26 protein-coding genes and 1 pseudogene are annotated in these 26,206 nt (G+C 40.4%); 21 read left to right on the top strand and 6 right to left on the bottom strand.

Annotated elements, in window-relative coordinates:
• Positions 1 to 156: pseudogene (locus QV04_RS11260) on the top strand (IS1595 family transposase); the annotation flags it as partial.
• A gap of 183 nt (positions 157 to 339) precedes the next feature.
• On the opposite strand, the gene dprA reads toward QV04_RS11260, so the two are convergent.
• Positions 340 to 1,542: a DNA-processing protein DprA gene (gene dprA, locus QV04_RS02495; RefSeq protein WP_065230773.1), complete on the bottom strand. Its 1,203-nt coding sequence runs from the start codon at positions 1,540 to 1,542 to the stop codon at positions 340 to 342.
• 200 nt (positions 1,543 to 1,742) lie between these two features.
• Here dprA and def point away from each other — a divergent pair, with 200 nt between their 5' ends.
• From def to fucP, 8 genes are all read left to right on the top strand, one after another.
• Positions 1,743 to 2,258, top strand: a complete 516-nt coding sequence (def, locus tag QV04_RS02490; RefSeq protein WP_021461603.1) for a peptide deformylase — start codon at positions 1,743 to 1,745, stop codon at positions 2,256 to 2,258.
• 381 nt (positions 2,259 to 2,639) lie between these two features.
• A complete protein-coding gene (locus QV04_RS02485) occupies positions 2,640 to 3,245 on the top strand; it encodes a transposase (protein WP_231924146.1) in 606 nt (201 codons plus the stop codon).
• A gap of 294 nt (positions 3,246 to 3,539) precedes the next feature.
• Entirely contained in the window at positions 3,540 to 4,292 is a 753-nt protein-coding gene (locus tag QV04_RS02480; RefSeq protein WP_021461604.1) for a DeoR/GlpR family DNA-binding transcription regulator, read from the top strand.
• Positions 4,293 to 4,511: 219 nt separating this feature from the next.
• Complete coding sequence (gene fucI / locus QV04_RS02475; RefSeq protein WP_021461605.1) at positions 4,512 to 6,269, top strand: L-fucose isomerase; 1,758 nt, start codon at positions 4,512 to 4,514, stop codon at positions 6,267 to 6,269.
• Positions 6,270 to 6,330: 61 nt separating this feature from the next.
• On the top strand, positions 6,331 to 7,740 hold the full coding sequence (fucK, locus tag QV04_RS02470; protein WP_065233137.1) for an L-fuculokinase: 1,410 nt from the start codon (positions 6,331 to 6,333) through the stop codon (positions 7,738 to 7,740).
• A 9-nt stretch (positions 7,741 to 7,749) separates the two neighbouring features.
• Entirely contained in the window at positions 7,750 to 8,190 is a 441-nt protein-coding gene (gene fucU / locus QV04_RS02465; protein ID WP_013746036.1) for an L-fucose mutarotase, read from the top strand.
• A 3-nt stretch (positions 8,191 to 8,193) separates the two neighbouring features.
• Positions 8,194 to 8,841 carry an L-fuculose-phosphate aldolase gene (gene fucA, locus QV04_RS02460; protein ID WP_013746037.1) on the top strand — a complete coding sequence of 216 codons (648 nt, stop codon included), beginning with the start codon at positions 8,194 to 8,196 and terminating at the stop codon, positions 8,839 to 8,841.
• A 27-nt stretch (positions 8,842 to 8,868) separates the two neighbouring features.
• Positions 8,869 to 10,155, top strand: a complete 1,287-nt coding sequence (gene fucP / locus QV04_RS02455; RefSeq protein WP_013746038.1) for an L-fucose:H+ symporter permease — start codon at positions 8,869 to 8,871, stop codon at positions 10,153 to 10,155.
• Between the two features lie 77 nt (positions 10,156 to 10,232).
• On the opposite strand, the gene narQ is transcribed toward fucP, so the two are convergent.
• Positions 10,233 to 11,972 (bottom strand): nitrate/nitrite two-component system sensor histidine kinase NarQ, encoded by a 1,740-nt coding sequence (gene narQ / locus QV04_RS02450; protein WP_065230771.1) that lies wholly within the window; start codon positions 11,970 to 11,972, stop codon positions 10,233 to 10,235.
• Between the two features lie 189 nt (positions 11,973 to 12,161).
• On the opposite strand from narQ, the gene napF reads away from it, so the two are divergent.
• From napF to QV04_RS02415, 7 genes are read left to right on the top strand one after another with little or no spacing between them, the layout of a single operon-like run.
• Entirely contained in the window at positions 12,162 to 12,671 is a 510-nt protein-coding gene (gene napF, locus QV04_RS02445) for a ferredoxin-type protein NapF (protein ID WP_039141329.1), read from the top strand.
• Between the two features lie 3 nt (positions 12,672 to 12,674).
• A complete protein-coding gene (locus QV04_RS02440) occupies positions 12,675 to 12,950 on the top strand; it encodes a chaperone NapD (RefSeq protein ID WP_065230770.1) in 276 nt (91 codons plus the stop codon).
• A 21-nt stretch (positions 12,951 to 12,971) separates the two neighbouring features.
• A complete protein-coding gene (napA, locus tag QV04_RS02435; RefSeq protein ID WP_065230769.1) occupies positions 12,972 to 15,449 on the top strand; it encodes a nitrate reductase catalytic subunit NapA in 2,478 nt (825 codons plus the stop codon).
• 29 nt (positions 15,450 to 15,478) lie between these two features.
• Entirely contained in the window at positions 15,479 to 16,234 is a 756-nt protein-coding gene (napG, locus tag QV04_RS02430) for a ferredoxin-type protein NapG (RefSeq protein ID WP_039141336.1), read from the top strand.
• Positions 16,234 to 17,097 (top strand): quinol dehydrogenase ferredoxin subunit NapH, encoded by an 864-nt coding sequence (napH, locus tag QV04_RS02425; protein ID WP_018345504.1) that lies wholly within the window; start codon positions 16,234 to 16,236, stop codon positions 17,095 to 17,097. Before napG ends, napH begins: the two co-directional genes overlap by 1 nt.
• Positions 17,098 to 17,100: 3 nt before the next feature.
• Positions 17,101 to 17,571: a nitrate reductase cytochrome c-type subunit gene (locus tag QV04_RS02420; RefSeq protein WP_065230768.1), complete on the top strand. Its 471-nt coding sequence runs from the start codon at positions 17,101 to 17,103 to the stop codon at positions 17,569 to 17,571.
• A gap of 10 nt (positions 17,572 to 17,581) precedes the next feature.
• Positions 17,582 to 18,199, top strand: a complete 618-nt coding sequence (locus QV04_RS02415) for a cytochrome c3 family protein (RefSeq protein ID WP_039082664.1) — start codon at positions 17,582 to 17,584, stop codon at positions 18,197 to 18,199.
• A gap of 261 nt (positions 18,200 to 18,460) precedes the next feature.
• Here the strand turns inward: QV04_RS02415 and argH are convergent, their stop codons facing one another.
• The 3 genes from argH to argC all read right to left on the bottom strand — a co-directional run bounded on the left by argH (position 18,461) and on the right by argC (position 21,693).
• Positions 18,461 to 19,834, bottom strand: coding sequence for an argininosuccinate lyase (gene argH / locus QV04_RS02410; protein ID WP_065230767.1), 1,374 nt, complete (start codon positions 19,832 to 19,834; stop codon positions 18,461 to 18,463).
• Between the two features lie 73 nt (positions 19,835 to 19,907).
• A complete protein-coding gene (gene argB, locus QV04_RS02405) occupies positions 19,908 to 20,681 on the bottom strand; it encodes an acetylglutamate kinase (RefSeq protein ID WP_065230766.1) in 774 nt (257 codons plus the stop codon).
• Between the two features lie 4 nt (positions 20,682 to 20,685).
• Positions 20,686 to 21,693: an N-acetyl-gamma-glutamyl-phosphate reductase gene (argC, locus tag QV04_RS02400; RefSeq protein ID WP_065230765.1), complete on the bottom strand. Its 1,008-nt coding sequence runs from the start codon at positions 21,691 to 21,693 to the stop codon at positions 20,686 to 20,688.
• Between the two features lie 78 nt (positions 21,694 to 21,771).
• On the opposite strand from argC, the gene argE reads away from it, so the two are divergent.
• The 4 genes from argE (at position 21,772) to ppa (ending at position 24,732) form a co-directional block, all read left to right on the top strand.
• A complete protein-coding gene (gene argE, locus QV04_RS02395) occupies positions 21,772 to 22,920 on the top strand; it encodes an acetylornithine deacetylase (protein WP_065230764.1) in 1,149 nt (382 codons plus the stop codon).
• Positions 22,921 to 22,987: 67 nt separating this feature from the next.
• A complete protein-coding gene (gene trmL, locus QV04_RS02390; RefSeq protein WP_013746051.1) occupies positions 22,988 to 23,473 on the top strand; it encodes a tRNA (uridine(34)/cytosine(34)/5-carboxymethylaminomethyluridine(34)-2'-O)-methyltransferase TrmL in 486 nt (161 codons plus the stop codon).
• On the top strand, positions 23,470 to 24,093 hold the full coding sequence (locus QV04_RS02385) for a LysE/ArgO family amino acid transporter (RefSeq protein ID WP_065230763.1): 624 nt from the start codon (positions 23,470 to 23,472) through the stop codon (positions 24,091 to 24,093). The genes trmL and QV04_RS02385 overlap by 4 nt, the downstream gene beginning before the upstream one ends.
• A 111-nt stretch (positions 24,094 to 24,204) precedes the next feature.
• Entirely contained in the window at positions 24,205 to 24,732 is a 528-nt protein-coding gene (ppa, locus tag QV04_RS02380) for an inorganic diphosphatase (RefSeq protein ID WP_039091130.1), read from the top strand.
• A gap of 74 nt (positions 24,733 to 24,806) precedes the next feature.
• On the opposite strand, the gene QV04_RS02375 is transcribed toward ppa, so the two are convergent.
• Positions 24,807 to 25,145 (bottom strand): carboxymuconolactone decarboxylase family protein, encoded by a 339-nt coding sequence (locus QV04_RS02375; RefSeq protein WP_021461617.1) that lies wholly within the window; start codon positions 25,143 to 25,145, stop codon positions 24,807 to 24,809.
• Between the two features lie 95 nt (positions 25,146 to 25,240).
• Here QV04_RS02375 and QV04_RS02370 point away from each other — a divergent pair, with 95 nt between their 5' ends.
• Positions 25,241 to 26,164: a cupin domain-containing protein gene (locus QV04_RS02370; protein WP_065230762.1), complete on the top strand. Its 924-nt coding sequence runs from the start codon at positions 25,241 to 25,243 to the stop codon at positions 26,162 to 26,164.
• The last annotated feature ends 42 nt before the right edge of the window (positions 26,165 to 26,206 follow it).

The following is a 26,206-nucleotide window of genomic DNA, read 5'->3' as shown; positions in this document are numbered from 1 at the left end:
GAAAATTTTTGGAATCAGGTGAAGCGGATACTGCGAAAATATAATGGAATTAACCGAAAAAACTTTCCTTTATTCTTGAAGGAATGTGAATTTCGGTTTAACTTTGGGACACCAAAAGAGCAGTTAAAAATATTGCGAAAATGGTGTGAAATTTAGGGCTAATCTACTACAGCCCCTAAAATTTTATTCAAAATGCAGTCTTATTACCTTTATTTATCAGATAAAAAGTCTTGTTTCTTTTCTGGATCTTCGTCATTAGTTTAAAGTACTTTGAAAAATGTAGTACCTATTTCTGTTTATAAAAATAGTGAATATCGTGAAGTTAATTTATTCAATGAATTAGACGATATTTTTAATATAACCGCCTTGAATCTGTTGCACTGCACCGAGAATTTCCAGTTCCAATAGATCGGTAAGAATTTGATCGATAGGGCGATTTAATGCAGTCGAAAGTTCATCCGGTGAAATCGCAGTTGCACTGTTTAATTGTTGCATTAATGCTTGATGTTGTGGCGGAATATCAAGTTTGATCATCGCTTTTTTGTTGATGGTCGGCGGAGTGTAACCGGATTTTGCTTGTGGCGATATTGCGATCGTGCTTTGTGCAGTAGAGCTATTGCCGGTTGGCGTTGGTGTTTGCGCTGCTATTGCTGGTGTAAACGGCATTAATGATGAAATTTGCGGTGTTAGAATCTCCAACACATCCTGTGCATTTTCAATTAACCACGCCCCTTGTTTGATTAAGTGATGGCAACCTTGACTCAATGGATTGTCCAATGCACCTGGAACGGCGAACACTTCGCGATTTTGTTCCAATGCCAGACGTGCAGTAATTAATGAACCGCTTTTTTGCGAGGCTTCGATGACGATGGTGCCGAATGAGAGACCGCTGATAATACGGTTTCGGCGTGGAAAATTTTCTGCAATAGGCGGTGTGTTGGGAAATAGTTCCGATACCAACGCACCATTGTTTTCCAGAATCTGTTGTGCCAATTTTTTGTGGCGAGCCGGATAGAGCTGATTCAATCCACTGCCTAAAACGGCAACGGTTTTACCGTGGTTATCCAAAGCGGCACGATGACAAATGCCGTCAATGCCTAAGGCTAAACCGCTGTTAATCGTGATGCCGTTATGTACCAATTCTCCGGCAATGGTTTGGGCGTAATGTTCGCCATAAGGTGAACAATAGCGACTACCTACCATAGCGATTTGTGGCGAAGAGAGTATATCAATGTTACCTTTAACAAATAGTAAAGGTGGTGCGGAGTGAGTTTGTTTTAGTAATAACGGGTAAGTGTGATCAAAATAGTGAATAATATGGTTTCCTGCCTGTTGCTGCCAATTCAGAACGGTGTCGATAATCGATTGCGGCGGTGAAAACCAAGCCTGAATTTGCGCAGTGTTCCAACCGATTTGGCTGAGTGTTTGTCGATCGTAGCTGAGCAGCGTATCAAGTGTGATTTGTTCAAGTAGTTGTTGAATTTTGATAGCACCGAATTGTGGCAGCAGCGCTAAACGTAAAAGTGTGGTTACTGTTTGCATAGCAGAAAACGATTGAAAAAGTCGAAAACAGATTGAAAAAAAGGCACTTTACCCCATTAATAGCCGTTGTCAGTGTTGAGTTTGAAAAAGTGCGAAGCGGATCGCAGATTAAAAATAAATCCGCTTTTTGCGGTAGAATTGGGTGTGTTAATTATTGAAAAAATCAGTAAAATGCAAGGTTTTGAAAAAAGGAAGAGCGTATGGCGATATTAGATGTGTTATGTTTTCCCGATGAGCGTTTAAGAACGGTGGCAGCACCGGTGGAAAAGGTGGACGATGAAATTCGGGAATTTATCGATAATATGTTTGAAACAATGTATGAACAAGAAGGGATTGGTTTAGCGGCAACGCAGGTTAACCGTCATCAACGTATTATCACGATTGATGTTGAGGGCGATAAAAGCAATCAACTGGTGCTGATTAATCCGGAAATTGTTGAGAGTGACGGCGAAACCGGGATTGAAGAGGGCTGTTTATCAGTGCCGGGGTTCCGAGGCTTAGTGCCACGCAAAGAGAAAGTCACGGTTAAAGCGTTGGATCGCAACGGTGAGCCGTTTACATTGGAAGCAAGCGATCTGTTGGCAATCTGTATTCAGCACGAAATCGATCATTTAAACGGTGTGATGTTTGTTGATTATCTTTCCCCACTGAAACGCAACCGCATTAAAGATAAGCTGGTGAAATATAAAAAACAGCTGGAACGTGCTAATAAGTAATAAAAAATATTCGCTTAATGCAAGATTTCAGGCTGTTGACAAACCTACGATATTTCATCGTAGGTTTTTTTATTTCTTAAATGTTTTAATGCTTTTCAATTTAAATTAGGATTAAAAACGTTTAGTGAGGTTTTATTAGATATTGTGATTGTGAAGTAGTTTTTATCAGATTGTGCCTTAAAATTCTGTCCTTAAGTGCGGGGATATAAGGTACAAACGGTGTGAGCCGTTTCAAACCTAACTAATTGGATGTTTGTTGTTGCTCGATGTATTGGCGAATATATACACATTAAAAATACAAGGTTTGTCGTGTCTAATTTCCGTTTCTTTTTTTATAGACCAAGTGTAGAATGCGGAAAAATCACATTCTAAGCCTTGTCAATGCAACTACGCAAAGCCTTTAAGTTCGAGATAATGCCAAATGGCAGCCAAATCCGCAGAATTAAGCAGTTCTGTGGCTGTTCTCGTTTTGTGTTTAATCGGGCGTTAGCGTGGCAAAATGAGCAATACAAGCAAGATAACAGCTGCAAGTTCAGTTACACCAAAATCGCTAACTTGCTTCCGCAATGGAAAAAAGAGCTACTTTGGCTTAAAGACTGTCATTCTCAAGTGCTTCAGCAGTCGCTAAAAGACTTAGAAAGTGCGTTTAAAAATTTCTTTCAACAGCGTTCTGATTTCCCGAAATTCAAGAAAAAAGGCTTGAAAGAGTGCTTTCGCTTTCCGCAAGGTTGCAAACTGGAACAACAAAATAACCGTTTATATCTGCCAAAAATCGGTTGGGTTCGCTACCGCAACAGCCGTGATGTTGTAGGCGAAATCAAAAACATTACGGTGAGCCACAAGTGCGGTCGCTTTTTTGTTAGTATTCAAACGGAATTTGAATACGAAATCCCTACTCATAAAAGCGGAGAAATCGGTATTGATATGGGGGTTGCACGTTTTGCAACGCTTTCAAATGGCGAATATTTTGAACCGTTAAACGCCTAAGGAAAATCGCCAAACACAGGCTGATTTTGAATGCGTAGAATGTGGCTACAGAGAAAATGCGGATGTCGTTGGAGCGTTAAATGTATTGGCGCGAGGACGAGTAGTCGTCCAAGCGTAAAAATATCAGGCAGGGACACAGCCGTCGAGCTTGTGAAGTGAACCGCACTGGCGGTCAGCAGCAAGAACCCACCGAGAGTAGCCGATTGTTTTAAATGGGCACTGGTAGGAATCCCCGTCCTTTTTTAGGGTGGGGAGGATGTCAAAATATTTGATGGTTTGTTAGGAGGCAGTGAAATGAAAGATCGACATAATTTAATTTTAGAAATGGTTAATCAGCAAGGTAAGATTTCGGTTAATGAGCTAGTTGAGAAATTGAATGTTTCAGTTGAAACTGTGCGGAGAGATTTAGCTTTATTATCAAAACATCAATTACTTTATCGTACTCACGGTGGAGCGTTGAGTAAAAAGACGAATGATATTGGCAGTGCATTTCATATTCGTCAGCGTACCAATGCCGAGGCAAAAAAGGCTATTGCACAGCAAGTCGTGGAGTATATATATGAGGGGGTTGTTGTTGGATTAGATGCAAGTAGCACTAGTTGGTATGTGGCGCAACTTCTACCCGATATTCCTTGTTCAGTAGTGACTAACTCAATGCGTAATATTACTGCATTGGTGAATAAACCGAATATTAAAACAATTGCAACAGGTGGAGTTTATTCCGCAAAATATGATGCTTTTTATGGGCCGTTATCCGAACATTTACTTTCTCGTTTGCATATTCATATTGGTATTTTTTCTTGTGTTGGAGTAGACAATGAGGGAGGTATTTGGGAATCTAATGAGTTAAATGCATCAATGAAACGTAAAATGATGGATATGTCTGAACAAAAGTTTTTATTGGTTGATCCCTCTAAATTTGGCAAGCAAAATCTGGTTAAGCTAGCTGAGGTTTCTCAGTTAGATATGTTATTTACACAGGGAACAGTTCCTAAAAAACTGCAACATTATTGTGAAAAAATGGCAGTGAGCCTTTCTATTGTTTAAAATGACTGAATTGACCGTTTTGTATAAAAAATAGTTTAATCAGTCATATTTTAGTGCAAAAAAATGAATTTTTTGCCTGTTTTCTGTGATAACCCTCACAAAAAAATACCTTTCTCAAAAAAATCCTTTGAATTACCGTATTAGAGGTAGAAGATTTCCTTAGTGAATTTTTACTGCGTGTAAAACATTTATTTACAGCGTCAAACTAAGGAGATAGCTATGCAATCAACAAAAATTAAAATTGGTATTCGTCCAACGATTGATGGTCGTCGTATGGGGGTTCGTGAATCATTAGAAGTACAAACGATGACAATGGCTCAGTCTGTTGCCGATTTGTTACAAACTCACGTTCGTCATACAGACGGTTCATTTGTTGAGTGTGTAATCGCCGATAGTTGTATCGGTGGTGTTGCAGAAGCTGCACAGTGTGCAGAAAAATTTAAAGCACAGAATGTCGGTGTTGTCATTACCGTTACCCCTTGTTGGTGTTATGGTTCGGAAACGATTGATATGGATCCACATATGCCAAAAGCAATCTGGGGATTTAATGGTACAGAGCGTCCCGGAGCAGTTTATTTGGCTGCTGCCTTAGCTGGACATACCCAAATGGGATTGCCTGCATTTTCTATTTATGGCACAGAGGTTCAAGAAGCTGACGACACTACTATTCCTGATGATGTGAAAGAAAAATTGTTACGTTTTGCTAAAGCGGGTTTAGCTGTGGCAACGATTCGAGGTAAATCTTATTTATCTATCGGTTCTGTATCAATGGGAATTGCTGGCTCAATAGTAGATCAATCTTTCTTTCAACATTATTTAGGAATGCGGAATGAATATGTTGATATGACAGAAATTAAACGCCGTCTTGATCGTGAAATTTACGATCCTGAAGAAGTTAAATTGGCATTGTCTTGGGTGAAGCAATATTGTCAAGAGGGTATAGATGTCAATAAAGAAGAATATCAGCGTACAGCAGAGGAGAAAGAAGCACTTTGGGAAACTGTTGTTAAAATGACCATTATTGCGCGTGATTTGATGATAGGAAATCCAAAGTTGGCTGAGCTTAATTTTGGCGAAGAAGCATTAGGACATAATGCTATCGTTGCTGGCTTCCAAGGTCAACGTCATTGGACAGATCACTTGCCAAATGGTGATTTTATGGAAGCAATGCTTAACTCCACTTACGATTGGAATGGCATTCGCCCACCTTTCATTATGGCGACTGAAAATGATTCACTTAATGGCGTCACGATGTTACTCGCTCATCAATTAACTGGACAAGCACAAATTTTTGCTGATGTACGAACTTATTGGAGTGAGGATTCTGTTGAGCGCGTTACAGGCTTCCGTCCGACATCAGGTTTTTTACATTTATTAAATTCAGGATCAGCCGCATTAGATGGTACAGGCCAACATTTAGACGAAACAGGAAATCATTTGATCAAACCGGTATGGGAAATTACTGAAGAGGACGGTAAACGTTGTCTTGCTCATACGCGGTGGTGTGCTGCGGTACACGAATATTTCCGTGGAGGCGGTTTATCCTCTCAATTTCTCACCAAAGGTGGCTTACCATTTACAATGAGTCGTATCAACCTTGTTAAAGGGCTTGGGCCAGTGCTACAACTGGCAGAAGGATGGTCAATTGAACTACCTGAAGAGGTACACAATACCTTGAGTCAACGTACTAATGAAACGTGGCCTTGTACTTGGTTTGTTCCTCGTTTAACAGGACAAGGTGCTTTTAAAGATGTTTATTCAGTAATGGCTAATTGGGGAGCAAATCACTGTGTAGTGAGTTATGGACATATCGGTGCTGACTTGATCACATTAGCATCAATGCTCCGGATTCCTGTTTGTATGCATAATATTAAAGAAAGTGACATTTTCCGTCCGAGTGCTTGGAGTGCTTTTGGTCAAGATAAAGAAGGACAAGACTATCGTGCTTGCACTAATTTTGGACCTTTATATAAGTAATGAAAATCACTTTTCAAGTGCAGTGTTTAAGGCTGCACTTGAATGAAATATCGGAGGGATTATGTCAATTTCGCTGATTTTAGATTGTGGAGCAACGAATGTACGAGCCATTGCAATCGATCAACAAGGACAAATCATCGCTAATGCACATCAAGCAAATCAAACCACTGAAGATCCGCAACATAAGGATTATCAAATTTGGGATTTTGAGCAGATTGTGGAAAAACTTTTTGCTTGTGCAAAACACGTCTGTCAACAGTTGCGTGAAAAACAACTGTCTGTTGATGTGATTGGTGTTACTACTTTTGGAGTGGATGGGGCATTTTTTATCAATGGTAAACAAGCTACACCAATAATTTCTTGGAAATGCCCGAGGACGATCAGTGTAATGCAACAGCTTGCTGATCAATTTGATGTTGCCGCTTTATATCAACGTAATGGCATTGGGCAATATAGTTTCAATACGTTGTACAAGTTACGTTGGTTACAACAAAACGATGTAGAACATTATGCTAGTTTTGAACAATTCTTGTTTATTTCTTCGATGCTCACTTATCGTTTAACGGGTGTGCTAAGCACTGATAGCACAATGGCTGGCACTTCAATGATGACAGATTTGCAAACGCAAGATTGGGATTCGGAAGTTTTAGCATTGCTACAACTTGATAAGAGTCAATTCCCACCATTAGTCAATGCTGGTCAAAAAATTGGTACGTTGTTATCTGAAATTGCTAAACAATGGGGCTTGTCATCAGGAATTCCGGTTATTTCCTGCGGACACGATACGCAATTTGCGATATTAGGATCGGGTGCAGCATTAAATCAGCCTGTATTAAGCTCAGGAACATGGGAAATTTTGATGGCAAGAACTGAACGAGCTATCGTTCGCCCAGATTACCTTTCACAAGGGCTGACTACAGAATGGGATAGTGTCAAAGGTCTATTTAATCCGGCAATTCAATGGGTGGGTTCAGGTATTTTGGAATGGGTTGGTAGGTTGTTATTCAGTGATTGTTATGGCAAAGAAAATTATTACCGAACAATGATTGATGAAGCAACTGTAGTTGGTGAAAGCACCGTATCTTTACAAGGTAATTTTGAATTTAACCAACAATCATTACAGCTTGGGCAATTTCTTGGTCTAACAATGCATACTACTCGAGGTGAGATTTATCGAGCTACTTTGCAATATTTAGCAAATAAATTGAAACAGAACCTAGCTTTACTACAGCAAGTGGGACATTTTCAAGCGGAAAGTTTGATTTGTGTTGGTGGTGGTGCAAAGAATGCTTTGTGGAATCAATTGCGCGCTAATACTTTGGGATTACCTATTGACGTTGTACAGGTTTCTGAAGCTACAGCATTAGGAGCAGCGATGACGACATTTACTGGCATTGGTGTTTTTCCTGATGTTAATGCTGCCCAAAGTGCAATGCAATCTTTACGGCAACGTGTTGAACCTAAAATCTAAGGAGTTGCAATGTTAAAAGGTATCGATCCTGTTATTTCACCAGAATTGCTTAAAGTATTAGCTGAAATGGGTCACGGTGATGAAATTGTGTTTGCTGATGCTCATTTTCCAGCACACCAATTGCATCATCGGGTAATTCGTGCAGATGGTATTGGTATTCCCAGATTATTATCAGCAGTTAGTCCATTAATTGAATTAGATCAATATGTGGATGCACCGTTAATTATGATGCAAGCCGTTGCAGGCGATCAGCTGGATCCATCAGTAGAAGGTCGCTATTTAGTAGCAATGCAAACAGCAGGCGAATCTATTTTGCCTAATATCAAGCGAATTGAGCGTTTCGCCTTTTATGAAAAAGCAAGGCAAGCTTATGCCATCGTGGTAACAGGTGAAACAGCAAAATATGGCAATATTTTGATTAAAAAAGGGGTTATCCCTGTTAAGGATTAAATTATGAATCGACAACAACTTTCACAAAAAATTATTGATACTTGTTTAGAAATGACTCGCTTAGGATTGAACCAAGGTACAGCGGGTAATGTTAGTGTGCGTTATCAAGATGGAATGTTGATTACGCCAACGGGAACACCTTATGAGCAAATGACAGTGGATAGCATTGTTTTTGTCGATAAAAATGGGCGTTATGAACAAGGAAAACTACCATCAAGTGAATGGCATTTTCATTTAGCCGTTTATCAATCACGACAAGACGTTAATGCCGTAGTACATAATCACGCAATTAATTGCGCGGCAGTTTCTATCTTAGAAAAATCAATACCACCTTTTCACTATATGATCGCTGTAGGAGGGACAGATCATATTCCGTGTGTACCTTATGCTACCTTTGGCACACATCAATTAGCTGAATATGTAGCAGATGGTATTAAAACTTCAAAAGCCATTTTATTGGCTCATCACGGCTTGATTGCAGCTGAAAAAAATCTTGATAAAGCACTATGGTTAGCCCACGAAGTGGAAGTATTAGCCGAATGGTATATCAAATTATTGGCAACAGGATTAGATATTCCACTATTGTCAAAACAACAAATGGCTGAAGTACTGGAGAAGTTTAAATCTTACGGATTACGTATTGAAGAGTAATAATGTATCAAAAAAGGAGACTATATTATGAAAGCAAAAGTGTTAGAAAAGCAGTATGTGATCCCCTTTATTCTTCTGACAACATTATTTGCATTATGGGGGTTTGCAAATGATATTACTAACCCAATGGTGGCGGCATTTCAGACTGTAATGGAAATTCCTGCATCGCAAGCAGCATTAGTACAATTTGCCTTTTATGGTGGCTATAGCACAATGGCGATACCTGCTGCTCTATTTGTGAGTCGTTTTAATTATAAAGCAGGGGTGTTATTAGGATTAGCACTATACTGTGTTGGGGCTTTATTATTTTACCCGGCAGCAAAATATGAAATGTTCTCATTTTTCTTATTTTCGCTTTATATTCTCACATTTGGTTTGGCTTTTTTAGAAACAACAGCAAATCCCTATATTTTATCAATGGGTGATCCTCAAACAGCAACTCGTCGTTTGAATTTAGCTCAGTCTTTTAACCCTTTAGGATCTATTTTGGGAATGTTTGTTGCATCACAATTTGTTTTGACAAATTTAGATTCAGATAAGCGTGATGCCGCTGGGAATTTGATATTTCCAACATTATCTGCTGCAGAAAAAACAGTGATTAAAACACACGATTTAGCAGTTATTCGTGATCCTTATATTATTTTAGGTTTTGTTGTTTTGGCGATTTTTATCATCATTGCATTATATAAAATGCCTAAAACACGCACGGAACAGCAACCTAAAATTAAATTTGGTGAAGCACTTGGTCGATTATCAAAGAATGCTAAATATCGAGAAGGGGTAATCGCACAGGTTTTTTATGTTGCAACACAAATTATGTGCTGGACCTTTATTATTCAATATGCAGAACGTTTAGGTTTTACTAAAGCGGAAGCACAACATTTCAATATTATGGCTATGGCTCTTTTCTTAATCAGTCGTTTTGTCAGTACAGCCTTGATGAAGTATTTAAAAGCTGAATTAATGTTGATGTTATTTGCATTGGGCGGATTAGTTACAATTTTAGGAGTTATTTTCAGTGATAGTGTTGTTGGTGTATATTGCTTAATTATGACTTCAGGCTTTATGTCACTAATGTTCCCAACAATTTATGGGATCGCCTTATGTGGTTTAAAAGAAGAGTCCACTTTAGGGGCAGCAGGATTGGTAATGGCTATCGTAGGTGGTGCATTGATGCCTCCATTACAGGGTGCAATTATTGATCTCGGTACAGTAGCTGGTTTACCAGCAGTGAATGCATCATTTGTATTACCATTAATATGCTTTATTGTGATTGCTATTTATGGTTATCGCTGTTGGAAGGTATTGAAATAATAAATAATATTGACCTGCACCTTAAAATATTTAGAAACATAAGGTGCAGGTTTTTTCTGTTTGATTGACAGTCGTCATCATTCTGTAAAGGTATTAGCTAGTAAAATTTTGACTTCCGTCCCTCCTGTTGGGCGGCGTTGAATAGTTAAGGTAGCATTCAGTTGAGCAGTACGTTCCTGCATAATATTTAAGCCGTAATGTCCCTCCGGTTCATCCAAAGAAGGAATGCCGATACCGTTATCGGCAACAATAATTTCATTTTCGCCGTCTTGATTGGTATGTGCGATCACCTCAATTAAGGTCGCTTGAGAGTGTTTAATCGCATTCAGTAACGCTTCTCTCACAACTTGTAATGCGTGTACCAACTGTTGTGCCGTGAAAATTTGTGATGGCAGTGAACATTCTAAGGTAATTTGGGCATCACTTTGATTACGCAATGATTCAATTACCTGCTCCAACGCTAACTTGAGATTGGCTTCTTGAATGGTTAAACGGAAAGTGGAAAGAAGCTCCCTCAATTGTACATAACCATCATTAAGTGCCTGTTCAAAATCAGTGATAATTTTAAAACTTTTTTCTTTAGCTTGCGGATCGTTGCTTTTTAAAGCGTGTTTCAGCAAAGTGAGCTGGATTTGTAAAAATGCCAACACTTGTGCTAATGAATCGTGTAGTTCTCTGGCGATAATTGAACGTTCTTCCATTAATACTAATTGTTGTTGCTGGCGTTGAGTTTGAATAAAGTAAATTGCTCGCCCAAGCATTTGTGCAACACTTTGCATTAGTCGTAAATCAGGGCAAGGTAAGCCTGCTTGCCAACGTAAACAGGAGAGAATTTTGCCGTTGACACTGATTTTTTGCTCTTGCCACGGATAATTCTCTTCCGCTTTGCCTGATGAGAGATCAAGATGCTCTGCGCCATAAACAATCAGTTTAATATAGCGTAAATGTTCACTGGCGCGAATTTCGGAGATCACTTCAGTTAATTGATTGTAATCCAGATCAATGTGGGTAATTTTTTGTGAAGTATGAAACAACATTGAGAGTGTACGATTTAATTGACTTAATTTTTTCGTTTTTTCGTTCACTTTTTCTTCTAAGAACCAGTAAAGTTTCTGTAACTCGTTAGCCATTTTGGTAAAAGTTTCAGAAAGCGTGCCAAGTTCGTTTGGTTTATCCACATCTAACGGAATATGTTTAAAATGTCCGTTTTGAACTTGCGTACTCGCTCGTACTAATTTTTCGATTGGGTTTAGCACTTCGCGCTTCATATACCACAGCATATAAGAGCCGATCAGCAAAATAGTGATAATTGAGAAGATACTAATTAGTATCGCCATAATAATTTTACGTTCGGAGAAATGTTGCAATTCGGCGACAAAATCATCTACCTTAGTAACATATCGATCGACTTGAGCTTGATATTGGTTAATTTGTTGTTGTCGAACAAAACTGCTCATCTGCTGCCAATTATTGATCACATTTTGATAAGCAGCTTTTACATTATCTGGCACAAAGTAGCTATTTTGTAGATCATTTAATGTTTTTTCCTGCAAAGTTTGTGTATATTGCTGCAAATTGTGTGCAACTGTATCTTTCTCGTGTTCCATTTGGTAAATCAGGCGATAAGCCTGCATACGCAGTGAACCGGCTAAATTGATCGCTTCTGCATCACTTTGGCTACTGATTAAAAGCGCAAATACTAAGGAAATACAAAAACTTGCCAATAAAATAATACCGATTAAATATTTTGCAATGCGAGTTAAAACCGAATACTTCGCCACGTTTTTCTCCAAATCGTTAAAAAGTAAGGCTGGCATTTTACTCCGGTGACAATATTATGGCGATAACTGACCACTGTTTTTGTAAAAAATAGGAACTCGTTGTTTTGATTTATCTCAAGAAAAAAGCAAAAAAACAGAATATACCTCATAGAGGTTACTGACTTGCGGTAGTTTATTTCGATAATAATCACCGATTAATTAATCGTTATAAAGCTTGCGTCAATTATGCAGAATATAGACTTATCTCGGCGAAAATTCCTTAGTGGAAAGATCCGTGAATCAACAGTGGTAGTAAATAAAAAAACGATTTTACCGCCGTGGGCGGACAAAGAGATATTTTTCCAACAATGTACACAATGCGGAGATTGTATTACGCAATGTGAAACGCAGGTGTTAATCAAGGATGAATGCGGTTATCCGCAGGTTTCTTTTCAGCAGTCGGAATGTACATTTTGTCAGAAATGTGTTGAAGCCTGTCAACAACCGATATTCCGGCCGACCACAACTGAAGCTTGGCAGCATAAAATTTCAATAGCAGATAATTGTTTGACCAATAAGCAGGTTGAGTGCCGAAGCTGTCAGGATAGTTGTGAGTGGCGAGCGATTTCTTTTAAACCGATGTTAGGGAAAGTCGCACAACCGCAATTGAATTTGGAAAATTGTAATGGTTGTGGTGCTTGCGTATCGGCTTGTCCGGTGCAAGCAATTTCAATGTTAGTACAGAATCAGATATAGAGAATGACTGAAAATATTTCTATGGAAAATGCCCAAGAGTGGCATGTATGTGGTGTAGTAGTACAAGGTCGTCCAGATAAACTGGATCAAATTTCCGTAGCTTTGTTAGCAGTTCCACATACTGAGATACACGGTTCCGATCCGAAATTGGGAAAATTAGTGGTCGTAATGCAATCACATAACCAACGGATTTTATTGGAAAATATGGAGAACGCCCGCAATATTGACGGTGTGATTAATGTTTCTTTGGTTTATCACCAACAGGACTTAGGCGAGTGATTTTTTAGTGGGGAGATAATGATGAATTTAAGTCGACGTGATTTTATGAAAGCCAATGCAGCCACAGCGGCAGCAGCGGCTATCGGTATGACAATTCCTATCAAAAATGTTGAAGCGGCAGATACTTCAATCAGATGGGAAAAAGGAGTATGTCGTTTCTGTGGTACCGGATGTGGCGTATTAGTGGGGACTCAAAATGGTCGAGTTGTGGCATCACAAGGTGATCCGGATGCGGAAGTAAACCGCGGTTTAAACTGTATTAAAGGATACTTCTTGCCAAAAATTATGTACGGAAAAGACCGTTTAACTCAACCGATGTTAAGAATGAAAGACGGTAAATATGCCAAAGATGGCGAATTCCAGCCGGTCAGTTGGGATGTTGCTTTTAAAACAATGGCAGAGAAATTTAAAGCAGCGATGGCGAAAAATGGTAAAAACGCTGTCGGTTGTTTCACTTCCGGACAATCTACCATTTGGGAAGGTTACGCTTTAAATAAATTATTTAAAGCCGGTTTGCGCTCCAACAATGTTGACCCGAACGCACGTCACTGTATGGCTTCTGCAGCGGTTGCCTTTATGCGTACTTTCGGTATTGATGAACCTATGGGTTGTTATAACGATATCGAACAGGCGGATGTCATGGTGCTTTGGGGTTCTAATATGGCGGAAATGCATCCGATTTTGTGGTCTCGGATTTCTGACCGTCGTTTATCTAATCCGGATTGTAAGATTGCCGTACTTTCTACTTTTGAACATCGCAGTTTTGAATTAGCGGATTATGGTTTGGTGTTCACGCCACAAGCTGATTTAGCAATTTTGAACTATATTGCCAATTACATCATCCAAAATAATGCGGTAAACGAAGACTTTGTCAGCAAACATACCGTCTTTAAAAAAGCAGCTACTGATATTGGATATGGTTTGCGTCCAACAGATCCGCGTGAAAAAGCAGCGAAAAATCCGGGCAGCGACAAAATGGAAAACTTCACTTTTGAAGAGTTCAAAGCGTTTGTTTCTGAATATACATTAGATAAAGCACACGAAATCAGTGGCGTGGATAAAGGCTTATTGGAAGAGTTGGCAAAAATTTATGCTGATCCAAATAAGAAAGTGGTTTCATTTTGGACAATGGGCTTTAATCAACATACTCGTGGTGTGTGGGTCAACCAAATGATGTACAACGTACATCTATTAACGGGTAAGATTTCTAAACCGGGTTGTGGCCCGTTCTCTTTAACCGGTCAGCCTTCCGCTTGCGGTACAGCTCGTGAAGTGGGAACTTTTGCGCACCGTTTACCAGCGGATTTAGTGGTAACTAACCCTAAACATCGTGAGCATACAGAACAACTTTGGAAGATACCTGCTGGTGTTATATCTGAAAAAGTCGGTTATCACGCGGTGTTACAGGATCGTATGCTCAAAGATCGCAAGATGAATGTACTTTGGGTGATGTGTAATAACAATATGCAGGCAGGTCCGAATATTAATCAGGAACGTTTACCTGGTTGGCGAGATCCGGAAAACTTTATTATTGTTTCTGACCCTTATCCGACATTAAGTGCTATTTCTGCGGATTTAATGTTACCAACCTCTATGTGGGTAGAAAAAGAGGGCGCTTATGGTAATGCGGAACGCCGTACTCAATTTTGGCATCAAATGGTGAAAGGCCCGGGTGAATCTAAATCCGACTTGTGGCAATTAGTAGAATTTTCTAAATATTTCACCACTGATGAGATGTGGCCGGCAGAAATTTTAGAGAAAAATCCTGAGTTTAAGGGTAAAACACTTTATGAAGTATTGTTTACTAACGGTCAAGTCAATAAATATCCGAACAGTGAAATCGGCGATTATCTGAATGATGAAGCGGAACATTTCGGATATTACATCCAAAAAGGATTATTTGAAGAGTATGCTTCATTTGGACGAGGTCATGGTCACGATTTGGCACCGTTTGATATGTATCATAAAGCGCGCGGTTTACGTTGGCCGGTGGTTGACGGTAAAGAAACATTATGGCGTTACCGTGAAGGCTATGATCCATATGTTAAAGCCGGTGAAGAAGTCAGCTTCTATGGTAAACCGGACAAACGTGCTGTCATTCTTGCTGCACCTTATGAGCCACCTGCAGAAGTGCCGGATCAAGAGTACGATCTATGGTTATCAACCGGTCGTGTGCTTGAACATTGGCATACCGGTACGATGACTCGCCGCGTGCCGGAATTGCATCGTGCCTTCCCGACCAACGTGCTTTATATGCACCCGTTGGATGCAAAAGATCGTGGGTTACGTCACGGCGATAAGGCTGTGATAGCTTCTCGTCGTGGACAGATGGAAACTATTATTGATACTCGTGGACGAAATAAACCACCAAGAGGTTTAGTGTTTACTACGTTCTTTGATCAAGGACAGTTAACTAACTTGCTGACATTGGATGCAACGGATCCAATTTCTAAAGAAACTGATTTTAAGAAGTGTGCGGTTAAAGTCACTAAAATCTAAACAAAATTAATAGTTTAGTTGGAGTGGTGATGAGTAAAGAGCGTGTAATTACCCCAGAACGTCGACGTTTCTTAAAAGATGCTACTAAAACAGTCGGTGGATTGGCAAGTTTAGGTATTTTGCTTGGATTGCCGCAAAAGCAGAGCTTAGCGAAAGATGGCGTAGCATTACGCCCTCCGTTTGCTTTGAGTGATGAGCAACAGTTTGCCGAAGCCTGTATTCGCTGTGGACAGTGCGTGCAGGCTTGCCCATACGATATGCTTTATTTAGCATCGTGGATTTCTGATTTACAAGCAGGAACGCCCTATTTTATCGCACGTAAAAAACCTTGTGAGATGTGTGAGGATATTCCTTGTGCTAAAGCTTGCCCAAGCGGTGCATTGGATGCGAATGCCGATGATATTAATCAGGCAAGAATGGGGTTGGCGGTGCTGCTTGATCACGAAACCTGCCTTAACTGGCAAGGTTTACGCTGTGATGTTTGTTATCGTGTCTGCCCGTTAATCGATAAAGCGATTACGCTGGAAATGCAACATAACGAACGCACCGGCAAACACGCCTATCTCATTCCGACAGTGCATTCCGATGCCTGTACCGGCTGTGGTAAATGTGAAGAGGCTTGTGTGTTGGAAGAAGCGGCGATCAAAGTGTTGCCGATGCAGTTGGCAAAAGGGGTTCTCGGGCATCATTACCGTTTCGGTTGGCAAGAAAAAGATAAGGCAGGTCATTCGTTGTTTGAAGGCGAAACCATCAGTTTGCCGGTACGACAGCCGGAGGTGAAATAATGGCGAACTCACCAAAAGAGGCAGGAAAAGAGGCTCGACAAAAATTGGGTTGGTGGCACGCCAATCGCTTTTTGTTATTACGTCGTTTAAGCCAATTCAGTATCTTGGCGATGTTTTTGAGCGGGCCGTTATTTAATGTTTGGATTTTAAAAGGCAATTACAGCGGCAGTCTGTTGCTGGATACCGTTCCTTTAACCGATCCGTTAATTACGTTGGAGAGTTTAGCCAGTGGTTTTCTACCGAGTTTGACGAGCTTAATCGGCGTTGTCATTGTGATTGCCTTTTATGCGATTGTCGGTAGTAAAGTGTTCTGCGGTTGGTGTTGCCCTTTGAATGTGGTCACCGACAGTGCGGCTTGGTTACGGCGCAAATTGGGCTGGCGACAAACATTAAAGCTTTCACGCAATTTACGTTATTGGCTGTTAGCCTTAATTTTAATTGGCAGTGCAATCAGCGGCACATTATTGTGGGAGTGGCTGAATCCGGTGGCAGCGTTAGGACGCGGCTTAATCTTCGGTTTCGGTGCCGGTATCTGGTTGATTGTGGCTGTATTTGTGTTTGATTTATTAGTGGTGGAACACGGTTGGTGCGGGCATTTATGTCCGATTGGCGCAACTTATGGCGTGATTGGTGCCAAAGGCATTATCCGCGTAAAAGTGATCGATCGGCAGCGTTGTGATAACTGTATGGATTGTTATAACGTCTGTCCTGAACCACAAGTTTTACGTTCACCATTACACGGTAAAAAAGACGAAAGCCAACTTGTGCTTTCCAAAGATTGTATCAGTTGCGGACGTTGTCTTGACGTATGTGCTGAAAATGTTTTTAAGTTTTCGACAAGATTTAATCCTTCTCAGGAGTGAAAAATGGTAAAAAAAATCAAAGTATTCTCTGCCACCGGTTTGTTGTTGGCGAGCCTATTCTCTGTATCGGTATTTGCTGTAGAGGGGAACCCGAATAATGTTTCTTTAGAAAAAGAGGGTATTCCTATGGCAAATGCGGCAGAAAATGTTGCACCAGCAGTGCATAATGTACCGAAAGAACAGAATGCACCAGCATTAAACTATGTGAATCAGCCGCCGCTTATTCCACATAGTGTTACCGGTATGCAAGTGACTAAAAATGTGAACCAATGTTTAAATTGCCACAGTGCGGAAAATTCTCGTATTACCGGGGCAACTCGTATCAGCCCGACGCACTTTATGTCGCGTGACGGTGCGATTTCACCGAACGCATCGCCAAGACGTTATTTCTGTTTGCAGTGCCACGTGCCACAAACAGATGCTAAAGCGATTGTGCCTAATGAATTTAAACCGTTGCCGGGTTACGGACAATAAGAGGTAAACTATGACAACAGAAAAAAAACCTAATATTATCAAGCGTTTTTGGAAATGGTTTAGAAGCCCGAGCAAAATTGCAGTCGGTACGTTGTTAGTGGTGGCGTTTATTGCCGGTATCGTTTCTTGGGTCGGATTTAACTATTCACTTGAGCAGACCAACACTGAAGAGTTCTGTGCAAGCTGCCATACCAACGATGTCTATCCGGAATATTTGCATACCGCGCACTATCAAAACCGTAGCGGTGTCAGTGCAAGTTGTCCTGATTGCCACGTTCCGCACGAATTTATTCCGAAAATTGTGCGTAAAATTAAAGCGGCACGTGAGGTTTATGCCTATTATATGGGTTACACCGACACGTTGGAAAAATTCAATCAGCGTCGTGCGCATATGGCAGAACGTGAATGGGAGCGTATGAAAGCCAACAATTCACAGGAATGCCGTAACTGTCATAAATTTGACCGTATGGACTTCTCTCAACAAAAATCAGTGGCTGCCAGAATGCACGAATTGGCGATTAAAGAAAATCGTACTTGTATCGATTGTCACAAAGGTATTGCGCACCAACTTCCTGATATGAAAGGCTTGCCGCCGACATTCAGTAATGTGAAAGAAGAGAATAAATAAGCATTAGGTGCTTGGTGGAAAAAAGGAATGGTGTCGAAATTTCGACACCATTTTTTTCGCTTAACACAGAGAGAAATGAGTAATCGTATTAAGCAAAAAATTTTTTTAAGTATGTGCAAATCGATGTGCGAAGTTTGCCACTTTTGTTGATAAAAAGGTAAACAATTTTGTCTATTAAAATGATAGATTTTGTAGGAAAGCACCGCAAGACAAAAGCCAAGTCAGTAATGACTTGGCTTAAGTTTAAGATAAATAAGCGCATTATTTAATTAACTGTTTTGCCTCTTCAATTGCTTCTGCAACCCGTTGCGGTGATACGCCGCCTTTGGCGCAACGTTTATTTAAACAGGATTCCAACGAAAGAATAGCATACACATCTTCGCTGATGACATCGCTGAAACGTCTAAATTCATCGACACGTAACTCTTCCAACGCTTTGGATTTGCTAATCGCATAAACCACTGCTTCGCCGACAATATGATGAGAATCACGGAAAGGAACACCCTTCGCAACTAAATAATCGGCAAGCTCGGTGGCATTTGAGTAGCCTTTCAAGGCGGCGTTACGTGTTTTTTCTTGATGCACTTTGATGTCTTCGAGCACTAATGCCGCCATATCAAGGCAAGCGTGCCAAGTGTCAAGTGCATCAAAAATGCCCTCTTTATCTTCCTGCATATCTTTGTTGTAGGCGAGCGGTAAACCTTTGACCGTTACCAACATTCCGTTTAATGCGCCAATAACACGTCCGGCTTTACCACGAATTAATTCGCAAGCATCCGGATTTTTCTTTTGTGGCATTAATGAAGAACCGGAGGTGACGCGATCGGATAATTCAAGGAAATTGGCTTCACCGCTGTTAAAGATAATTAAGTCTTCGGCATAACGGGAAAGATGCACCATACTTAACGAGGCAGTTGCCAACAGTTCAATGATGTGATCACGATCGGAAACGCTATCTAAACTGTTGCGAGTTGCACGTTGGAAACCAAGATCTTTAGCCAACTGTTCACGATTGACGGCATAAGCCGTTCCTGCCAAAGCCCCCGAACCTAATGGGCAAGTGTCCAAACGGCGATAAGCATCGGCAAGACGGGAAAAATCACGTTCCAACATTTCAAAATATGCCATACACCAGTGGGCAAAGGTGATTGGTTGAGCGCGTTGTAAATGAGTGTAGCCCGGCATTACCGTATTTTGGTTATTTTCAGCGGTAACAATAAGTTGGCTTTGTAAATGGCGAATAGATTGTTGCAAAGAGGTGATTTCCTGTTTGCACCATAATTTAATATCCAACGCTACTTGATCGTTACGACTACGACCGGTGTGTAGTTTTTTGCCGAGATCGCCGATTTTTTCAATGAGTTTACTTTCCACCCAGCTATGAATATCTTCCGCATCATCTTGCAGAATCATCTCCGGATTATTTGCTACTGCTTCTTTCAGTTCAAGCAGTGCCGCTTCAACCTGTTTCTGTTCCGCTGTGCTGAAAACATTTACGCTGACCAGTGCTTTCGACCAGCCAATAGAACCTTCGATATCCTGTTGTGCTAACCGATAATCGAAACGTAATGAATCATTAAAATTTTTAAAACGTTGATCCGCCGCTTGTGTAAAACGTCCGCCCCAAAGTGCCATAATTTATTCCTCAAAAAATGAAACCGCCAAAGCCGGCGGCATTCTTTATCATTAAGTTTTATGTTGCACCGAATTAAGGTGCAATTCTTGTGCCAATATGTTGTCCGGAAAATAAATCTGCTAATTTTTCCGGTTTTTTCCAGTTTGCAATTTCAACGGCTTGATTTAATGCTTGTGCTGCGGTGAGTGCAGCTTTCACTTTGACAATCATACCATCTGTAATCACTTGTTCTGCAATTAATTTTTCGATTTGAGCCGTATTCAGTTCGGCAATCAGATTTTTTTGCTGATCAAGCACACCGTCAACATCCGATAACATCACTAATTCCGCTTGTAACAAAGTTGCAATCGCAGTGGCTGCCTGATCCGCATTGACATTCATTAGCCGACCGTCATCATCAATCGCAATTGAGCTGATAATCGGTAGAAAATCCGCCTTTAAAAGAGTATTTAATAAAGCAGCCTGTTTAGGTTGAACGGTTGCAACGTGTCCTAATTCCGCATCAAGCTGTGTTGCGGTGGTTAAATTGCCATCACCCAAACTTAACCCGACCACATTTAAACCGGCAGTTTTTGCCATTGCGACCAATTTTTTATTGGCAATTCCCGCCAATGCGCCGGTAATAATATCAATTTGATCCGCCGGTGTAACGCGTAAGCCCTGTTTTTTCTGTACCGGCAGATTTAAACGTTGCATCAGTTCGTCAACAATACAACCTCCGCCGTGGACGATCACAATTTGTCGCTGTTGTGTGCGTTTAAATTGTGCCAAAGTTGAGATCAGATTTTGCATCGCTTGCGGTGTGTCCAACAAAGCACCGCCGACTTTAATCACTAATGGTTTCATTGTCTTAAATCAATCCTAATGTTGGTTCAAAGCCGAAACGGATATTGGCACATTGAACCGCTTGTGCCGCTGCACCTTTCAATAGATTATCTTCCGCGCCGACAATAATAATATGTTGATCTTTAATCGCAAAAGCGATATCGCAATAAGGCGTGAATTCCACCGCTTTAATGCTTGGAAAACCTTTGTCATAAAGACGCACTAACGGTTTATCGTGATAAGCCTGTTCAAATGCAGATTTCACTTGTTGTGTATCGACATTCGCTTTTAATTTTGCCGTAATTGTCGCCAAAATACCACGTTTAAAGTTGCCCAAATGTGGGGTGAAAATCACTTCTCTGCCTAAATGAGTGGCGATTTCCGGTTGATGACGATGTGTAAATACGCCGTAAGGATTAAGGCTGACTTCGCAAAAACTGGAAGTGAGACTGGCTTTACGACCAGCACCACTGACACCGCTGACTGCATTAATGATAGGTAATTGTTGTTCATCCAATAGGTCATTTTCAATTAACGGTTTAAGGCAAAGTTGAGAAACGGTTGGATAACAACCAGCGACAGCAACCAAATCAGTCTGTTTAATCTGTTGTTCATTCCATTCTGCCAAACCGTAAGCTGCTTTTTCTAACCATTGTGGATATTGATGTTTAAAACCATAAAACTTTTGATAGAACTCAGCATTATTCACACGGTAAGTGCCAGATAAATCGAATACTTTACAGGCATTGTCTAAAAAAATTGGTGCGAGTTGGTGACTTACTTCGTGAGCAGTAGCAAGAAAAACGCAATCTGCATATTTAGCTAATTCAGTTAAATCTTGCGGTAATGGTTGTAAAGGTAAATCAACAACGTTTTTTAGTTGTGGATAAATCTCGGAAATAGGTTTATCTTTATCCAGACTGTTTTCAGAAACATAGAGTCCGCAAAGTTCAAATTGTGGATGTTTAGTAATAATGTTGGCGAGTTCAGCTCCTGTATAACCACTCGCCCCAATGATGAGTGTTTTTAGCATAGTAAATAAAATAATGATTAATTATGCTAATATTTTGCATAATTATTTTATTTGAATCAATGTTTATTTGAGGTAAATATGGCAAATCTTCCCGATTTTCTTTCTTTATATTCACAACTTATTGAAATTCCGACAATCAGCAGTACAGATAATCCTAAACTCGATCATAGTAACCAACCGTTAATTGAGAAATTAGCAAGTTGGTTGCACGATCTTGGTTTTAAAGTCGATATTTTACCAATTGCTGGTTCAAATTATAAATTCAATTTATTAGCGACTTATGGCGAAGGTGCTGGTGGATTATTGTTGGCAGGGCATAGTGATACCGTGCCGTTTGATGCTGGTCGTTGGCAGTTTGATCCTTTTAAACTAACTGAGAAAGATGGGCGTTTTTATGGCTTAGGTTCAGCCGATATGAAAGGTTTTTTTGCCTTTATTGTTGATACTTTGCGAAATATGGATCTAACAAAATTGCAAAAGCCATTGCGTATTTTGGCAACAGCGGATGAAGAAACCACAATGTTGGGGGCAAGAACGTTTGTGCAGCACGCGGAGATTCGTCCGGATTGTGCTATTATCGGTGAGCCAACTTCGTTGCAGCCGGTGCGTGCTCATAAAGGACATTTCGGTGATAGCGTGACAGTAATCGGGCGTTCCGGACATTCTAGTGATCCTGAAAAGGGAGTGAATGCGATTGAAATTATGCATCAAGCGACAGCACATTTAATTGAATTGCGCAATGAGCTGAAAGCGAAGTTTCATAATGATTTTTTTGCGGTACCGTATCCGACAATGAATTTTGGCTCTATTCACGGAGGTGATGCCGTTAATCGTATTTGTGGTTGTTGTGAACTACAGTTTGATATTCGACCGTTGCCGAATATGGGATTGGAATCATTGGATGAAATGGTGCAGGAAAAATTACAACCGTTGATCGAACAATACGGTGATATGATTCAGATTAAGCACCTTCATGATGGTATTCCGGGTTATGAATGTTCACACAAAGCAGAAATTGTGGCTGTGGTAGAAAAATTATTAGGCAAACCTTGTGTGTCTGCTAACTATTGTACTGAAGCGCCGTTTATTCAACAGCTTTGTCCAACTTTGGTGTTAGGACCGGGTTCAATCGAACAGGCGCATCAACCAGATGAATTTTTATCGGCGGAATATATTCAACCGACCAAAGCATTATTAGAAAAATTGATTAGGCATTTCTGTGTCTAAGCAATTTGTGATAATAGTTAAGAAAAATAAATTATTGAACTGTTTTGAATTTTTAAGAAGTTTTATTATGTTAGATATTGTCCTTTATGAACCTGAAATCCCACAAAATACGGGAAATATTATTCGTCTTTGTGCTAACTGTGGCTTTCGCTTGCATTTGATTCATCCGCTTGGCTTTCAGTGGGATGACAAGCGTTTACGCCGTTCCGGTTTGGATTATCACGAATACACCACCATTAAACATCATCAAAGTTACGCTGAATTTCTAGAGAGTGAACAACCGAAACGGTTGTTCGCTTTAACCACTAAAGGCGGGCCAGCACACAGTCAAGTGAAGTTCCAGTTGGGAGATTATTTGATGTTCGGGCCGGAAACCAGAGGTATTCCGATGGCTATTTTAAATACAATGCCGATTGAACAGAAAATTCGTATTCCGATGTGTGCCAATAGCCGCAGTATGAATCTCTCCAATTCAGTGGCGGTTACTGTTTATGAGGCTTGGCGACAGCTGGGTTATCAAGGTGCGGTTAATCTTTATCAAGGAGAACTATGAACGCTTTTATTCACGGCGTATTAGTGACAGGCAGTTTAATTGTCGCTATCGGCGCACAAAATGCGTTTGTACTGAAACAAGGCTTGTTGAAACAGCATATTTTTACGGTTGCTTTAATCTGTTTTTTGTGTGATGTAGTGCTGTTTACTCTCGGAGTATTGGGCTTGGGTTCATTTATTAGCCACAATCAAGTTGCTTCGGTAACATTGGCATTTATTGGTGCCGGTTTTTTATTGATTTACGGTTTGCGGGCTTGGCGCAGTGCTTATCGTGGCAATGCCGGTTTGCAACTGCAAGCCGGAGAAAATAGTGCGTCTTTAGCCAAAACTGTCTTATTAACGTTGAGCGTCACTTTGCTGAATCCGCACGTTTATATTGATACGGTGGTGATTATCGGCGGTATCGGCGGAACATTGGCGTGGCAGGAAAAGATCGCATTCTTAATTGGCGGGCTTTGTGTTTCTGCCACGTGGTTTTTTGGTTTGGCGTACGGCTCAACATTGTTAGCACCGCTATTTCGAAAAGCGATCACTTGGCGAATTCTTGATTTTGTGATTGGCGTGATTATGCTAATGATTGCTTGGAGCTTATTTCAATATGGAATAACGCTGTTGAGCTAATCCTCGACAATTTGTTGCAATTAGGGCTATAATCGCAACGTTTTTATAGGGCAATGCCTTATAAAATGCCCTATATACTGAATGATTAACTTTTCTTAGAAGGAATAAAAAATGGGTTTAAAAAATGTACCTGCTGGTAAAGAATTACCAGATGATATTTATGTTGTGATTGAAATTCCGGCAAATTCAGATCCGATTAAATATGAAGTTGACAAAGAAACCGGTACTTTATTTGTTGACCGTTTTATGGCAACTGCAATGTTCTATCCAGCAAATTATGGTTATATCAACAATACTCTCTCTTTAGATGGTGATCCTGTTGATGTATTGGTACCAACCCCATATCCATTACAACCGGGTTCAGTAATTCGCTGCCGTCCGGTCGGTGTATTAAAAATGACTGACGAATCAGGTCAAGATGCAAAAGTGATTGCCGTACCACACAGCAAATTGACTAAAGAATATGATCACATCAAAGATGTGAATGATATTCCGGCATTATTAAAAGCACAAATCCAGCATTTCTTTGAAAGCTATAAAGCTTTAGAAGCTGGAAAATGGGTGAAAGTAGACGGCTGGGAAGATGTTACTGCAGCACGTGAAGAAATTTTAGCTTCTTTTGAGCGTGCTAAAAAATAATCTTGTCATTTAATGCAATTAAGCCGTTATTCTTTTCAGAAATAACGGCTTTTGTTTTTTTATCTGCATTGCGCTTAATTATTATTTTTCCACGCTTCGTGTGCATCAAGAACACGTGCGGAATAAACCATTGCTGCGCCGGTATTCATTGCGATCGCCACGCTTAATGCCGCTGCAATCTCTTCTTGTGTGCAACCGGCTTTAATCGCGGCATCGGCGTGCACATCAATACAACCATCGCAACGAGTGGTTACCGCACAAGCAAGCGAAATCAACTCTTTGGTTTTCAAATCCAACACGTCATCGCCGGCTTTACTGAGCAGTTGATAAGCCTGCATCGTATTCGGTTGTAATTTGCCTAATAAGCCTAAACGGTTCATTAATTGAGTGCGTAATTTTTTCCAATCTAACATAAGATGCTCCTTAAAATTCTTCATATTGTTGTCTGATGGGCGCTATTTTGCACGATGTTAATTGGACGATAAAGCTGCTAAAATAGCAAAAAACTATGTTTTCGTCTTATTTTGTGAATATGGACAGTATTGATAAATTTTTGGAACTTTTAGATTTAAAAACAGAAATTGATGTTTTTTGTAGCTTTCGTTCGCCCTATTTAATGCAAGCACCGCAAGCGGAAAAAGGGAAAGCCTGTTTTCATTTGCTGTTGAGCGGTCATTGTCAAATGCGATCGGATAAAAGCGTGCACCGTTTGCAAGCCGGTGATTTCTGTTTATGGACGCAAGGCAGTATGCACCAAATTGGCGATGCGGTGGAATATTCTTCCGTGCAGGTAGAGCAACAAAACGGCATTTTGTATCGGTATAATTGCCAACAAGATCCTTCGTTGCAGATGATTTGTGGGCATTACCGAGCAGGGAATCAAGCTGCTGCCGGTTTGTTATCATTGTTGCCGGAACCGTTGATTGTTTCGTTGAAACAGATTCCGCAGTTGAATGCGTTGTCCAGCTTAATTTATCAGGAGGCGTTAGCGCGTCATTTGGGCAGTGCCACCGTAATCAAATCAATGTGTGAAATTTTATTGCTGTTTGCGTTACGTCATCTTTCTTCATTGTCGGAACAGCAGAGTTTAATTCGGCTGTTTTCAGACCCTGCCTTGAGTAAGGCAATTACGCCGATTTTTCATAATTTGGCGGATAATTACACCATTGAACAGTTAGCACAAAAGGCTTATATGTCGCGCGCCACTTTTGCGCGCCGTTTTCAACAGTTAAGCGGAATGGGAGTGCAAGCCTTTGTTCGTTTGCTGAGAATGTCGATGGCGGCGAAGTTGTTACGGCAGACAAATTTGTCATCAAGCCAAATTATGGCACAGATTGGTTATCAATCGGAGGCGGCATTTTTTGATGCTTTTAAAGCACAGTTCGGTACAACACCGGCACGTTATCGCAAAAATTTACTGGCAAATGGGTGAAATGTTAAAAAATTGCTATTGATCTTTAACAGAAAAAAAGAA

Source organism: Gallibacterium genomosp. 1 (assembly GCF_001678575.1).
Lineage (GTDB): Bacteria > Pseudomonadota > Gammaproteobacteria > Enterobacterales > Pasteurellaceae > Gallibacterium.
The sequence above is the reverse complement of the archived record's forward strand: the minus strand, read 5'-3'. Positions and strand labels throughout refer to the sequence as shown.

Excerpts from the sequence above, each read along its gene's own strand:
- dprA (WP_065230773.1), bottom strand. The coding sequence starts at position 1,542 with ATGCAAACAGTAACCACACTTTTACGTTTAGCGCTGCTGCCACAATTC.
- def (WP_021461603.1), top strand. The coding sequence starts at position 1,743 with ATGGCGATATTAGATGTGTTATGTTTTCCCGATGAGCGTTTAAGAACG.
- QV04_RS02485 (WP_231924146.1), top strand. The coding sequence starts at position 2,640 with ATGCAACTACGCAAAGCCTTTAAGTTCGAGATAATGCCAAATGGCAGC.
- QV04_RS02480 (WP_021461604.1), top strand. The coding sequence starts at position 3,540 with ATGAAAGATCGACATAATTTAATTTTAGAAATGGTTAATCAGCAAGGT.
- fucI (WP_021461605.1), top strand. The coding sequence starts at position 4,512 with ATGCAATCAACAAAAATTAAAATTGGTATTCGTCCAACGATTGATGGT.
- fucK (WP_065233137.1), top strand. The coding sequence starts at position 6,331 with ATGTCAATTTCGCTGATTTTAGATTGTGGAGCAACGAATGTACGAGCC.
- fucU (WP_013746036.1), top strand. The coding sequence starts at position 7,750 with ATGTTAAAAGGTATCGATCCTGTTATTTCACCAGAATTGCTTAAAGTA.
- fucA (WP_013746037.1), top strand. The coding sequence starts at position 8,194 with ATGAATCGACAACAACTTTCACAAAAAATTATTGATACTTGTTTAGAA.
- fucP (WP_013746038.1), top strand. The coding sequence starts at position 8,869 with ATGAAAGCAAAAGTGTTAGAAAAGCAGTATGTGATCCCCTTTATTCTT.
- narQ (WP_065230771.1), bottom strand. The coding sequence starts at position 11,972 with ATGCCAGCCTTACTTTTTAACGATTTGGAGAAAAACGTGGCGAAGTAT.
- napF (WP_039141329.1), top strand. The coding sequence starts at position 12,162 with ATGCAGAATATAGACTTATCTCGGCGAAAATTCCTTAGTGGAAAGATC.
- QV04_RS02440 (WP_065230770.1), top strand. The coding sequence starts at position 12,675 with ATGACTGAAAATATTTCTATGGAAAATGCCCAAGAGTGGCATGTATGT.
- napA (WP_065230769.1), top strand. The coding sequence starts at position 12,972 with ATGAATTTAAGTCGACGTGATTTTATGAAAGCCAATGCAGCCACAGCG.
- napG (WP_039141336.1), top strand. The coding sequence starts at position 15,479 with ATGAGTAAAGAGCGTGTAATTACCCCAGAACGTCGACGTTTCTTAAAA.
- napH (WP_018345504.1), top strand. The coding sequence starts at position 16,234 with ATGGCGAACTCACCAAAAGAGGCAGGAAAAGAGGCTCGACAAAAATTG.
- QV04_RS02420 (WP_065230768.1), top strand. The coding sequence starts at position 17,101 with ATGGTAAAAAAAATCAAAGTATTCTCTGCCACCGGTTTGTTGTTGGCG.
- QV04_RS02415 (WP_039082664.1), top strand. The coding sequence starts at position 17,582 with ATGACAACAGAAAAAAAACCTAATATTATCAAGCGTTTTTGGAAATGG.
- argH (WP_065230767.1), bottom strand. The coding sequence starts at position 19,834 with ATGGCACTTTGGGGCGGACGTTTTACACAAGCGGCGGATCAACGTTTT.
- argB (WP_065230766.1), bottom strand. The coding sequence starts at position 20,681 with ATGAAACCATTAGTGATTAAAGTCGGCGGTGCTTTGTTGGACACACCG.
- argC (WP_065230765.1), bottom strand. The coding sequence starts at position 21,693 with ATGCTAAAAACACTCATCATTGGGGCGAGTGGTTATACAGGAGCTGAA.
- argE (WP_065230764.1), top strand. The coding sequence starts at position 21,772 with ATGGCAAATCTTCCCGATTTTCTTTCTTTATATTCACAACTTATTGAA.
- trmL (WP_013746051.1), top strand. The coding sequence starts at position 22,988 with ATGTTAGATATTGTCCTTTATGAACCTGAAATCCCACAAAATACGGGA.
- QV04_RS02385 (WP_065230763.1), top strand. The coding sequence starts at position 23,470 with ATGAACGCTTTTATTCACGGCGTATTAGTGACAGGCAGTTTAATTGTC.
- ppa (WP_039091130.1), top strand. The coding sequence starts at position 24,205 with ATGGGTTTAAAAAATGTACCTGCTGGTAAAGAATTACCAGATGATATT.
- QV04_RS02375 (WP_021461617.1), bottom strand. The coding sequence starts at position 25,145 with ATGTTAGATTGGAAAAAATTACGCACTCAATTAATGAACCGTTTAGGC.
- QV04_RS02370 (WP_065230762.1), top strand. The coding sequence starts at position 25,241 with ATGTTTTCGTCTTATTTTGTGAATATGGACAGTATTGATAAATTTTTG.